The organism is Gilliamella apicola (assembly GCF_003202915.1).
GTDB lineage: Bacteria > Pseudomonadota > Gammaproteobacteria > Enterobacterales > Orbaceae > Gilliamella > Gilliamella apicola_Q.
This window is the reverse complement of sequence record NZ_QGLP01000004.1, coordinates 970095-983019: the sequence shown is the minus strand read 5'-3', so window position 1 is coordinate 983019 and position 12925 is coordinate 970095. Positions and strand designations below refer to the sequence as shown.

The window sequence follows — 12925 nt, the reverse complement described above, 5'->3', positions numbered from 1 at the left end:
ACAAGGAAAATTGTATGATAAAAACTGAAATTCTTCATCCGCAGCTATTAGAAACATTAGCAAAATGCGGGCATAAAACAAATATATTAATTGCCGATAGTAATTATTCTTTTGTGACAAACTCTTCACCTAATGCCACAATTGTCTATCTTAATTTCTGTGTGGGAGAGATTAAAAGTACATTGATTCTCGAAAAAATCTTAAAATATATTAATGTTGAAAAAGCCGTTTTAATGGAAAGCCCAGCTGATTTTGTTAATGAAATTGAAGCAGAATACAAAAAACTACTCCCTGAAGCAGTAGAAATAGCACATGTTGCACGTAATGAATTTTATTCATTAGCTAAATCAAACGATACATTGTTAGTTATTGCAACCGGTGAAAATCGGCGATTCGCCAATATATTACTAACTGTTGGAGTGGTGGCTTAGCGAGTTTTTCACTTTCATCTCTATTATTCATCACAAAAAAATACTCAAACGAAGTTTGAGTATTTTTCTATTTCAACTCATCATTTTCAATGCTTTAAATATTCATCTTTTTGATGAAAAAGGTCAATATGGCTGAGCTTATTAACGCTATAACCATAAATAAGAAGGCATGGTTATAACCACCATTGGCGTTATCGATTAGGAAGCCGATGATGAATGGTGATAATACGCCAGCGACTTGGCCGCCAAAATTAACAATGCTTGAAGCTTTGCCCATGATTGCTGGTGGAATCATATGCATTAACATTCCCCAGAAGATAGCGAATGCAATAAACATAAATAGTGCCGATACACATTGGAAGACCATTGCCGCTTGAAGGTTTTCAACTTGGAACATCAAAAATAGAAATATTCCCGAGATGAAAGCCGTTAAGCCATAAACATATTTTAATTTTTGTGCAAACTTATCAGCAAAATAACCGCCAACTAAGGTGCCTAATGCGCCAAATAGAAAAGGTATTGCCGCTAAGATGCCGGTTTTGGATAGTGACAATCCTCTAGCTTCAAGTAAGTAACTTGGTAACCAAGTAGTGAAGCCCCAAAATGTGATGTCGAATAGAAACCAGATTAGCGATAATTTCCACAGTATTGGCATTTTTAATACATTTATTAATGAAGCCGAACTATTTGTGACAGTTTCAACGGTATTATCGTTGTTAATTGCTAATTCTTGTAGTTCATTTGCATCAATCAGCCTATTTTCCGTTGGATTGTTGCGAATAAATTTGTAGATAAAAAAGCCTAATATAAAACCGGGAATACTTAGAATGATGAAGACATCACGCCAACCTAACCATTCAATAATGGCAACCGCCACAATTACCGATATTGCTGGCCCTAAGGTATTAACTGATGATTGAATTGCCGTTGCTCGCCCGCGCTCTTTGGCGGGAAAATAAGTAGCAATAGTTTTCCAAGATGAGGCAGGAAAACAGCCTTCACCGGCACCAAACATAAATCGGGTTAATAACATTAAAGGCAATACATAGATAAGCCCAGTAAAAAGAGTAAACATTGACCACCAAATAATAGCAAAAGCCATCACTTTACGCGGGCCAAATTTATCCGCTAAGTAACCACCGGGAATTTGAAACAGTGCATAACCAATAAAGAAGGCACTGATAATAGAACCTTGCACAGTCTTATCAATACCAAGGTCGTGACCAATAAAAGGCAGTGATACACTCATGACCATGCGATCAAGAAATGAAAGTAACCAACCTGACCATAAAAGTAATAAGATGGTATACCGACCTTTCCATTTTTTTTGCTTATACCCAGAGGTAGGAATTTTAGTATTTAACTCATTCATACGATTTCCTTAAATAGTGTCATCCTAATTAACTTGGAACAACAGTTAACTTATTTTTGTTACAGTTTCTCAACTACATTTTTTAACTGCTCTATTTTTTACTGCTCTATCTTTAAGTATAATATTGAAAATTACCGTATTGATAACTATCGTATTGATAACTACCATATTGTTAATTGCAGTATTTTTATAGTAATTTGTCGCTAATTAGGTCAACAAATTACTATTAATCGTGGTAAATCAAAAGCTCAAAAATCCAATGGGTATAATTCCGTTCACTTTAGTGAACTTTTATTATTATATTTACTATTTGTTATAAACATTCCAAGCCGCTTGTAAACCAGCACCTTGGGTGGTTTTAAAGCCAACCCGATTTAACACGGCCTCGAAAGCGGTTAATGTTTGCATAACACAAGATTTTCTAGCATTGTAGCCCATAGTTCCGATGCGCCATACATTGCCTTTGAGCGGACCAAATGAAGCACCAATTTCAATACCAAAATCATTTAGCATTAAATTACGAACTTCGAGATCGTTGATATGTTCAGGGCGAACAACACCAACAACGTTATTCATTTTGTGATCCAGATCACCAAACAATTTAAGTCCCATGGCTTGTAAACCCGCAACCATCGCCGCCCCATTAATACGGTGACGTTCAATGACATTATCAAGACCTTCTTGCAACACAATTCGCGCACATTCACGTGCAGCATAAAGCATTGATGTCGCTTCGGTATGGTGGTTAATACGTTCTGAACTCCAGTAACGGATAATCATATCGATATCAAAGTAGTTAGAGTAGATCATCTCATCTCGGCCACCTTCATCATTATCCGCTCGAATACCAAGTTCAACACATTTACGAGCTTGGATAATTTCGACCATTTTTGGACTAAGAGTAAGAGGTGCAACTCCCGGAGGACCACTCAAACATTTTTGTAAGCTAACTGATACCCCATCAAGTTGCCATTTATCAACTTCTAGTGGATTGCCTACAATCGATGCAGTTGCATCCACATAAGACAACACCCCATGACGGCGACAAATTTCACCAATTTTATCTAGTGGTTGTAATAATGTGGTTGAGGTATCACCTTGTACACAAAGTAAGAGTTTTGGTTTAACTTTTTTAATGGCATCTTCGATCACATTAGGATCGAAAACTTCGCCCCATGGCACTTCAATAGTATGCACATCTGCACGACAACGATGGGCAATTTCACAAAGTAATAGACCAAAACGACCAAATACTGGCACTAATACTTTATCACCTGGTTTAATTGTTGACACCAGAACTGCTTCAATACCGGCTCTTGCAGTACCATCAATAACAAATGTTTGTTCATTTTGGGTTTTGAAAATATCCCGATAAAGTGACATAGTCTGATTCATATAATCAGTCATAACTGGGTCAAACTGACCAATTAAAGGTGCCGCCATCGCTCTAGTCACACGTGGATCAGCATTGATTGGACCTGGTCCCATTAATAGTCGCGTAGGCGGATTAATTTGGTCATATTTATCTAGGTCTAACATTATTTTTTTCCTTTATTATATCGAGTTAATTAGTTGAAGATTACACTGATTCATCTTCTTTTATCTATATTTTTTAAAAAATTGTTGGCAATGGGATGATGAAATTTAAATAGATTCACAATTTCATTCATCACTTTACCCATATGGGATTTTTTCCAAGCTAATGACAGTGGTGACGGTTTACGTTCATTCACCACTTTACATGCTATCAATTCACCTGACTCTAAATATGATTGGCAAATTGATTTTGGTAAAAAGCCAATACCTAACCCTTTTAAATGGCAAACTAGCTTGGTGCTTATGTTTGGCACAATAATTTCGGATTGACTTGGTAATAACCAGGCTACTCGTTTATTCATATGAACAGAAGTATCTTCAACATTAATTGCTGGATACTTACGTAAGATATCATTAGATAATGCGCCATCAATTTGTGTAATAGGATGATGTTTTGCCGCCACAAACACCCAACTCACTTCACCAAGTGGTAAGATATTAATCATGGTATCGAGCGATTCGGTACCCGTTGCACCGATAGCTAAATGGCATTCACCATGCAATAAAGAATCCCACACTCCCATATAGACTTGTCGATTGATATTGAAAGTTGTGAATGGGAATTTCTCTGTTAAAAACGTTAACAAATCAGTTACCGCTTCAACATCGTATAACAGATTATTGATGGTAATATTAATTTTACGCTCAACACCATCCCGAATTTGTTGCAACTCCTCCGGCATGGTTGATAACCAAAGTAACCATTGACTACATTGTTCATAAAGATGTTGTCCTGCTAGCGTAAGTGTCACGGTTCGCGTGGTGCGCTCAAAAAGCTGAGTATTGAGATCCGCTTCTAATGATTTGATACGATAACTAATTGCCGCCGGTGTTTTGTAAAGTAGCTTAGCCGCTTTAGAAAAGCTATTGCTCTCAACTACTTTTATAAAGGTTCGCATGGTTTCAGTATCTAGCATGATTTAATCCCTTAAAACAAAACGATCTATACCTAACCATATACCAAGTAACAAATCGGATCCAGAGGTGTGACCATAATTCACTAAGTTTTTTATTGATGAATGGTGATAATTATGTTTTTCAAATGATTTAATCACTTGTAACACCAATAAAGAAAATTTTCCTTGCAGTGCATAAGTCAAAAAACTAACACTCACCTTAGTAGTTAAGAAATCTAATGGCAATGGCTCAAAGGCTAATTTTAGTTGTCGCATTTGAGTGGTAAAACGATGATCGCCAGAAATAACTGCCAACATGCCGACAATAATATCATCAAAACTTGGGGTTAAACCCGGTCCTAAACCAATAAACGGTGTAATATCATCAGCGTTGCCATTCATTAAATTAGTCATAGTGCAACATAACATTTCAAGTTGCGGTGGATACTCGCCACTTAAATTATTGCTCAATTCACCAAATAAACCGGTTGGTTGGTTAATTTGCTTTAACAGACTGGCAATATCGGATTTATTAATTAATGAATGACTTTTAAGAGTTAACTGACAAACATGTGTTGCAAGTGAAATGAGATATAGCCCAATTTTCAGTTCGCCAGTTGGTAATTGATAAAGCGGTATCTCACCATCCAATAAAAACGTTAAAAGGTCATCAAAATCAGATGATTTAAGCACCATGCCCATAGGCGATAAGCCACTATTATAACGATGAATGGTGATTAATTTCTGATTTGGAGTGATTAAATTAATAGTTTGCGGATGAGTACTAAAAAGTGACAACTCACCCGCTTCTATCGGAATATCTGCACTAACTAAAAGAGGTTTGATAATATGCGTTGCTTGCGCTATAGCACGCGGTTGAAAAAGCTCAACAGCGCGCATATTTGGTCGCGCCTGATTAATCGGCTTATTTAAGCATTCATCATCGGCATATAGCAAACTCATAATCTACACTTCTAGTTTTTTGGCTAATGCCTCGAGTGCTTTTTCAAAACAGGCTAACGGTGCTCTAACTGTTCCTGCGCCAATTTGACCTATACCGGCTTGTTTATGGGCAATACCAGTATTAATCAATGGTGTGATCCCCGTTTCAACAACCAGACGAAGATCTAAGCCTAAACAGCATCCTTGAAAGTTCCATGTCGGAATTTGCAACAACATATTATGTTCTAGATAAATTTCACTCATCTCTTCAGATACTTCAAATGCTGCATCTGTACCACCCGCGCCAACAAAGCGAGTTACTCCCGGCGCAGCGACCATCGCCGCACCGCCAATTCCAAAGGTTTCAGTGATGGCACTATCACCGATATCTGGGTTAGCATCTTGTTGCGAATAGCCGGTAAAGAACAGACCTTGTGGTGTATTCACTGGAGCAGTGAACCATTGATCGCCAAGTCCACTGACTTTAATACCAAATTCTTTACCATTACGCGTCATTGCGGTAACAATAGTCCCTTCTTTAATCTGCGCCGCGCTATCCATAATCGACTTACAAAATGCCATCGCCACATTTAGGAAGAACTGATCTGTCACGCTTAAAAAGCTAAAGATTTTTTCCATTTCTGCTTTACTACGGTCAAGTAAAATTAATTTTGGAGAAAGTGTTCTTAATAATAACGCTGAAGCGGCAATATTTCGTTGATGGAATTCATCGCCCATGGTAATCGCTTGTGCCATCAAAGCGGTTAAATCGATACCATTATCAAACAGCTTTAACGCATCATTTAAGGCTGGTCCTAATGACTCTTTCATCCAACGATGACGATCTAACACCTCTTGACCATAAGCACCAAAACGCATCACTTTACCAATACCTTCGTTTAAATTGCAGTAGGCGCGATTACCATGGGTAACGTTTTCAACCACAATCATTGGCATATTGGCTGAGGTTATGCCCCCCATCGGACCAACCGCATTAACAGAGTGACAAGGAATAAATTCGACTTGGCCTGATTCTAATAACTGCAAAGCTTGTTTTTCATCTTGCGCCCAACCTTCAAACAAGCAGGCACCAATACAAGCTCCCTGCATTGGTCCAGTCATATCATGCCAAACAATCGGCGGACCAGCATGTAAAAGTTTTTTACCTTGCGCTAAGGTTGGTACGGCTTCTTTCGCAGCAACAACGCCTACCCAATGTGGTCTAGCCGCTTTAATTCTTTCAATAATTTTTTGGTTTGCTTCATTTATTGCGGTACTTAACATATCAAAACCTCTTAATTTAATTTTTGCAAAATAGCCGCTAATTTTTTATTGCCGCCGGCTATTGGCGCCCATTGATAATGCACAACAGGAATATTCGATGATTGAAGATCTTCAGCAAAACTTCTCAAACCAGCATTGATAACACTAATATGACTTAATAAAGGATAGGTTTTAATTAAGTTTGTTGATTTAGTTGGTGTGATCAGTTTTTTGGCAAGCAAAATAGCTTCAGGTAAATTATTCATCACAACAATATTGGCTGCTTTTAATGCTTCGATTTGCTTGCTACGGCATTGTGGATCTTGTTCTGAACCGGTCACGGTCGCGATAACAATCAGTGGATGATTTTCATCTCGCTTAGCACAGGCTTTTTGATAACCAGCAATCACTGATTCGGCTGGATCACCATTTGCACCATAGCCAATCACCAAATCCACAAGTAATACGCCAACATCAGGTTTATCACCTAACTGAGCGATCTCCTCTTCACGAATAGAAGGATCAATCATTGGATGAGGTTTACCCACCGTATAAAAATCATCACCTAAATCGAAAATTTTATGCCCTTGTTGATCTAACATAATTCCTTTATCGTGATGATGACTGGTGGTTAAACCGAGTTCCTGAGCAAGCAACATCGCCGCTTCGGAAGCTAAGGTTCCCCCAGTATATAAGCCAGTAATAGTTTTATTGGCTAAATTAGGTAACTTATTGGCTGTCGCCTCAACAGGACTGAGCAAACAGGCTAATCGTGCGGCTTCATCGAGTGTTCTGGCAAAATAGATATTATCGTCTTGAGGTTTATCGATTTTTGAGCCCAAAAATAGCGCTACTACTGGTTTAGGAATTAATTTCATCGCTGAAATCACGTTTTCCCGTACACTTTCTGCCGGTGGTTTAGAGATAAAGGTAATCACTTGGGTGTCGCTATCGCCCGCTAACATATTTAACGCGGTAAGTGCACTAATACCACCTACTTCAAGCGACAAATCACGGCCACCTAAGCCGATGGCTTGCGTGATACCTTGATTTAATAAAGCGATTTGCGAAACCACCTCTTGAATACCAGTACCAGATGCCCCAATTACGCCAATATTTCCTTTAGGAATAACATTGGAAAACGCTAATGGTGCACCGGCAATAAATGCGGTTCCACAATCTGGTCCCATCACAATTAAATCTTTTTTAGCTGCTTTAGTTTTTAAACGGATTTCGTCTTCGATAGATACATTATCAGAGAAGATCATCACGTTTTTATTATCATCTAATGCCTGATCGGCTAACTCAGCGGCGTACTCACCTGCAATCGAAATTAAGACTAAATTTGCATCAGGTAATTTTTTTGTTGCACTGACCAAGCGTCTAGCTTTAAGTAACTTGGCACCACCTTGTTGAGCTTGAGCAATATTTTTTAAAGCATCCTCAAGTTGTTGACTGATTAACTCAACAACATCTTTAGCATCATCTTTGGTTTTAATAGCGACGCAAATATCATTTGGTGTCGCATCATTAAAACTATCACTCCAAAACCCTGTTGCGGTTAATAACGATTTATTGGCAGGAGTACCCATCATGACAGATACTTCTTCAACCTCATCAAGATTACTGAGTTTTTTCGATATCAACATCAAACTGACAGAATCTTGAAAGCTTCCCTTTTTTATAAAAGATTGAATCATGAGAACAGGCCTCTCAATTATGAAAAATGCGATTAACTTTGAACCTCTTTAAGCTCATTATAAAAATCTACACGTTAGATAGTATTTATATATTACGGAAAAAATGCCGAATAAGCAGGTAATACATCACAAAACATTAACGATATCAAAAGTATAATATTATTTAAAATCAGTATGATAAAGAATTATTAAAAAATTTTTTATAATAATAACTCCTTAATTTAATTAAATTTCACAAACATAAAAAAGCTAGTTTGATCACATTATTATTTGCTATTAATAGTATGGTAAACAAAAAAACCATTTAAAATGATCGGTAATATCGAAATGATATACGCGGTTAATATCAAAAATAGTCGATGTTAACAATGATGGAGTTTTAAATAGCAGGTAAATATTTATGAATATTTTATACGATGATGTTGCTAATGCCGTTAAATGGATATCTAGCTTTGGTGGTTTAGAACAAGGTGGTACTACCCGATTACTTTATACAGCAGAGTGGCTAGCTGCCCAAAAAGCCATCCAAGAAAAACTCTCACATATTGGCATGAACACCTATTTCGATGATGTCGGCAACTTATATGGTCGATTTGAAGGTAGCAAATACAGAGATCAAGTTATCATGTCGGGATCGCATGTTGATACCGTGGTCAATGGTGGCAAACTCGATGGTCAACTTGGCATCATTGCCGCTATGCTTGCCATGAAATACCTTAAAGAAAATTACGGTCAACCGTTACGCACCTTAGAACTTATCTCCATGGCCGAAGAAGAAGGCAGTCGCTTTCCTTATGTCTTTTGGGGAAGCAAAAACGTATTTGCCATTGCTAATAATGAGGATGTTGCTTCAATTGAAGACAATAATGGTATTAAATTTGTCGACGCTATGCGCAACTGCGGATTCAAATTTAACAGCCAAAAAGCGCGTACCGACATCAAAGCCTTTTTAGAAATCCACATCGAACAAGGTGGTGTACTGGAAAGAGAACAAAAAAGCATCGGGGTGGTTACCAGCATAGTCGGCCAACGTCGTTATAATATTCGTTTAATTGGTGAAGCTAATCACGCCGGCACCACGCCAATGAGCTATCGCAAAGATGCCATCTATGCCTTTAGCCGAATTTGCCAAGAATCAATTAATAAAGCAATCAAAGTAGGCGATCCGCTGGTATTAACCTTCGGTCATGTCGAGCCAAAACCGAATGTGGTTAATGTGGTTCCTGGTGAAGTGATGTTCACAATTGATTGCCGTCATACAGATCAAGCAGACCTGAAGCAATTTACTGAAGAACTTGAAGCTGACATGTTACGTATTGCCAAAGAACTTGTTCTTGAAATTGAAATAAATCGTTGGATGGATGAACCACCAATTCCCATGGACAACAAACTAATCAAAATGCTTGAAAACATCTGCAAACAAGAAAATCTAAGCTATCGCGTGATGCATAGCGGAGCTGGTCACGATTCGCAAATATTCGCACCACGAGTGCCAACCGCGATGTTATTTGTACCTAGCATCAAAGGCATTAGCCACAATCCAGCAGAAGACACTAAAACTGAAGATTTAGTCGAAGGAATAAAAGCGTTAACTTACGCCCTTTATCAATTGGCTTATCAAGAATAATAAGGAAATAAAATGACAGAAAAAAAAGGTGGCATTCAGTACTGGCATAAAATCGTCGCTTTACTATTCCTTGGTTGGTTAGTCATGTGGATTTATCGTCCGGTTTTAGCTGCAATTTTTCCGGAAATTCAGCAAACTGTAGGACAGCAATCCAATACTGAACTTGGTTTAATTGCTAGCTGTTACTTTTTTTCCTATACCTTAATGCAAATCCCTGCTGGGATCTTAGTCGATAAATATGGCAAAAAAGCTGTCGTCATTCCCGGTTTTATCCTCTTTACCATTGCGGCAATTATGATTGGTAATGCACAAACTATGACGATGATCTACATCGGTAGTCTGCTCGCTGGTCTTGGTTGTGGATCTTATTATGGTTCGGCTTGGTCCCTGTCAGCTGAAAATATTCCTGCTGAAAACCGTAGTTTTGCTTCAGCCATTATCAATACTGGAGCCGCATTAGGTATGGGAGTGTGTTTACTATCGACTAGCTTTTTAGTTAAAGCTTTAGATATGCCATGGCAATATATGCTCTATATTATTGCTGTACTAACACTCTGCTTAATTGCTGGATTTGCGATCATTATCAAAGAACCATCAGTCAAAACCGTTATTGCTCAGAAAAAACAGCAAAAACCAGATACAAATATTGCGCAAAAAGAAAAAAACAATTTTTTTACTAGCCCGATGGTAGCGTGTTACATCATGTACTTTGCGACATGTTATGGTTACTACATGGTGGTAAGCTGGTTACCAAATTTTCTCGAAACTGAACGTGGTTTTACCGGTGGTAGTATCGGTTCGGCATCATCATTAGTGGCATTCGCCGCCATTCCTGGTGCGTTGGTTATCAGCAAAATTTCGGATAAATTTCGGTCTAAACGACTTTTCTTTATCATTGTCTTGGAACTGCTCTCAGCGATAACTCTTTTAATGGCAGTTCAATCCTCAACCATCACCTTATTATTAATGGGATTAATCCTTTATGGATTATTTGGTAAGTTTGTGGTTGAACCGATTCTCATTTCGCATGTGGCAGATATTGCGCCTAAAAACAGTTATGGTACAGCATTTGGGGTATTTAACTTCTTCGGTATGAGTTCATCAGTAATCGCTCCACCATTAACTGGTTTATTAGCGGATATAACAGGAACCAAAATTACTGGATTTTATGTTGCTATTGCAATCTTATTTATTGCAACAGCCTTATTCTTTGTAATTAATTTGCGTAAACACATAACCAATTAATTACGCAAACTAGCAACTATTTATCGACAAGAAATGCGATAAATAGTTGATTGAAATTAGTATGTTAACGGCATATTTAGCCTAAAATCTCAAGCATATGTTCCAAGGAGATCATTATGGGATATATCAACAATAACATCGGTTACCCAAAAGACCTATTAGCTTCACGCGCAGTGATCAAACGGCAAAATTTTGCCTTAATCCCTCCAGATGGTTTAGTTAAAAATATAATTCCTGGTTTTGAAAATTGTGACATTACTATTTTAGCTACGCCTAAACTTGGAGCTTCTTTTGTCGATTATCTTCTCACCATGTATCAAGGTGGACAAAACTTACAAGGATTTGGTGATGATGGCATTGAAGTATTTGCTTATGTGATTGAAGGCGAAGTTAGTGCTAAAGCTAATGAGCAAACATATCATCTACAAACTGGTGGCTATATCTATTGCCCCGCAGGCGTCAAACTCTATTTACAAAATTTGACGGCTTCGTCGCGTTTATTTTTATACAAACGCCGCTATAACCCTATTTCAGGATATCAAACACGTGTGATTGCCAATCATATTCAACATCTTGAGCGGGTAAATTATGAAAATATGGATAACGTATTCATCCAAGACTTACTGCCTAAAGAGCTCGGATTTGATATGAATTTCCATATTCTCACTTTCCTACCAGGCGCAAGTCATGGCTATATCGAAACCCATGTACAAGAACATGGCGCCTATTTACTTAGCGGTGAAGGTATGTATCTGCTTGATAATCAATGGATACCGGTCAAAAAGGATGACTACATTTTTATGGGTGCCTATGCTTTGCAAGCTTGTTACGCCGTTGGCCAGCAGCCATTAAGTTATATCTACTCTAAAGATTGCCATCGTGATGTGGAACTTTAAACAATAAACATAATATAGGACACCGTATGGAACTCATAGTTATAGCATTAGGTGGTAATGCGATTTCGAAACGAAACGAATTACTCTCTATTGATAACCAATATCAAAATATCAACAGCACCACTAAATTTATTGCAAAATTAGCCAATAAATATCGACTTGTTATTGTGCACGGCAACGGACCGCAAGTGGGACTTCTTGCCCTACAAAATGCTAGTTACCCCAATGTACCTGCTTACCCTCTGGATGTGCTGGTTGCACAAACACAAGGCATGTTAGGTTATATGATAAAGCAAAGCTTACAGCAATATGACAATGTCAACCAAGTCGCTTGTGTATTAACGCAAGTCGAGGTAGATAGTAACGACCCTTCATTTAAAGAGCCTACCAAATATATAGGGCCTGTATATCAACCAGCAGAACAACAAAAACTCCAAGCTCAATATGGCTGGCAATTTAAGCAAGATGGCAAATACCTGCGTCGAGTAGTCGCATCACCAAAACCACAAAAAATTATCGAGCTTGATACTATTAAAGACCTTGTCAACCAAGATACTATCGTTATCTGCAATGGTGGTGGAGGCATTCCGGTAATTAAAGATAAATCGGGCTACAAAGGTATTGAGGCGGTGATCGACAAGGATCATAGCGCCGCACAACTTGCCATTGAACTGAAAGCCGACCATTTAATGATCTTAACAGATACTGATGCCGTATATGAAAACTGGGGAACACCACAACAAACAGCTTTAGGCAAAGTCGATACTAAACGAATACAACCAATGGCAATTGATGACGGCGCTATGGGGCCAAAAATAAAATCAGTCATTGAATTTGTTCAGCAAACCGGTAACACAGCTTATATCGGCAACTTAACCGATATTGAATCGCTATTAGCACAAACCAAAGGCACCATTATCACACAATAGTGCAAAATCTAAATAGCCATAACCAATA

At 38.1% G+C, this 12925-nt stretch carries 11 protein-coding genes; 5 read left to right on the top strand and 6 right to left on the bottom strand.

Translation table 11 applies throughout. The features are described from left to right. Positions 1-14: 14 nt before the first annotated feature. Positions 15-431: an RbsD/FucU family protein gene (locus DKK79_RS05900; protein WP_110423259.1), complete on the top strand. Its 417-nt coding sequence runs from the start codon at positions 15-17 to the stop codon at positions 429-431. Positions 432-525: 94 nt separating this feature from the next. Here the strand turns inward: DKK79_RS05900 and DKK79_RS05895 are convergent, their stop codons facing one another. From DKK79_RS05895 to fdrA, 6 genes are all read right to left on the bottom strand, one after another. Next, positions 526-1803 (bottom strand): MFS transporter, encoded by a 1278-nt coding sequence (locus DKK79_RS05895; RefSeq protein WP_110423258.1) that lies wholly within the window; start codon positions 1801-1803, stop codon positions 526-528. A 306-nt stretch (positions 1804-2109) separates the two neighbouring features. Further along, positions 2110-3342, bottom strand: a complete 1233-nt coding sequence (locus DKK79_RS05890) for a pyridoxal-phosphate-dependent aminotransferase family protein (RefSeq protein ID WP_110423257.1) — start codon at positions 3340-3342, stop codon at positions 2110-2112. A gap of 50 nt (positions 3343-3392) precedes the next feature. Then, complete coding sequence (gene allS / locus DKK79_RS05885; RefSeq protein ID WP_110423256.1) at positions 3393-4316, bottom strand: HTH-type transcriptional activator AllS; 924 nt, start codon at positions 4314-4316, stop codon at positions 3393-3395. A 3-nt stretch (positions 4317-4319) separates the two neighbouring features. Further along, on the bottom strand, positions 4320-5258 hold the full coding sequence (locus DKK79_RS05880; protein ID WP_110423255.1) for a DUF2877 domain-containing protein: 939 nt from the start codon (positions 5256-5258) through the stop codon (positions 4320-4322). A gap of 3 nt (positions 5259-5261) precedes the next feature. After that, complete coding sequence (locus DKK79_RS05875) at positions 5262-6521, bottom strand: DUF1116 domain-containing protein (protein ID WP_110423254.1); 1260 nt, start codon at positions 6519-6521, stop codon at positions 5262-5264. Between the two features lie 11 nt (positions 6522-6532). Further along, a complete protein-coding gene (fdrA, locus tag DKK79_RS05870) occupies positions 6533-8200 on the bottom strand; it encodes an acyl-CoA synthetase FdrA (protein ID WP_110423253.1) in 1668 nt (555 codons plus the stop codon). Between the two features lie 400 nt (positions 8201-8600). Between fdrA and allC the strand changes: the two genes are divergently transcribed. The 4 genes from allC (at position 8601) to DKK79_RS05850 (ending at position 12897) form a co-directional block, all read left to right on the top strand. Next, entirely contained in the window at positions 8601-9827 is a 1227-nt protein-coding gene (gene allC, locus DKK79_RS05865; RefSeq protein WP_110423252.1) for an allantoate deiminase, read from the top strand. Positions 9828-9839: 12 nt separating this feature from the next. Then, the gene (locus DKK79_RS05860; RefSeq protein ID WP_110423251.1) at positions 9840-11072 is read left to right on the top strand and encodes an MFS transporter; all 1233 of its coding nucleotides are present in this window, start codon (positions 9840-9842) and stop codon (positions 11070-11072) included. Positions 11073-11188: 116 nt separating this feature from the next. Beyond that, the gene (allE, locus tag DKK79_RS05855; RefSeq protein WP_110423250.1) at positions 11189-11968 is read left to right on the top strand and encodes a (S)-ureidoglycine aminohydrolase; all 780 of its coding nucleotides are present in this window, start codon (positions 11189-11191) and stop codon (positions 11966-11968) included. A 26-nt stretch (positions 11969-11994) separates the two neighbouring features. Then, a complete protein-coding gene (locus DKK79_RS05850; RefSeq protein WP_110423249.1) occupies positions 11995-12897 on the top strand; it encodes a carbamate kinase in 903 nt (300 codons plus the stop codon). The last annotated feature ends 28 nt before the right edge of the window (positions 12898-12925 follow it).

Coding starts and splice junctions, on each gene's coding strand:
- fdrA (WP_110423253.1), bottom strand. CDS start 8,200: ATGATTCAATCTTTTATAAAAAAGGGAAGCTTTCAAGATTCTGTCAGT.
- DKK79_RS05875 (WP_110423254.1), bottom strand. CDS start 6,521: ATGTTAAGTACCGCAATAAATGAAGCAAACCAAAAAATTATTGAAAGA.
- DKK79_RS05900 (WP_110423259.1), top strand. CDS start 15: ATGATAAAAACTGAAATTCTTCATCCGCAGCTATTAGAAACATTAGCA.
- allC (WP_110423252.1), top strand. CDS start 8,601: ATGAATATTTTATACGATGATGTTGCTAATGCCGTTAAATGGATATCT.
- allS (WP_110423256.1), bottom strand. CDS start 4,316: ATGCTAGATACTGAAACCATGCGAACCTTTATAAAAGTAGTTGAGAGC.
- DKK79_RS05850 (WP_110423249.1), top strand. CDS start 11,995: ATGGAACTCATAGTTATAGCATTAGGTGGTAATGCGATTTCGAAACGA.
- DKK79_RS05890 (WP_110423257.1), bottom strand. CDS start 3,342: ATGTTAGACCTAGATAAATATGACCAAATTAATCCGCCTACGCGACTA.
- DKK79_RS05860 (WP_110423251.1), top strand. CDS start 9,840: ATGACAGAAAAAAAAGGTGGCATTCAGTACTGGCATAAAATCGTCGCT.
- DKK79_RS05895 (WP_110423258.1), bottom strand. CDS start 1,803: ATGAATGAGTTAAATACTAAAATTCCTACCTCTGGGTATAAGCAAAAA.
- allE (WP_110423250.1), top strand. CDS start 11,189: ATGGGATATATCAACAATAACATCGGTTACCCAAAAGACCTATTAGCT.
- DKK79_RS05880 (WP_110423255.1), bottom strand. CDS start 5,258: ATGAGTTTGCTATATGCCGATGATGAATGCTTAAATAAGCCGATTAAT.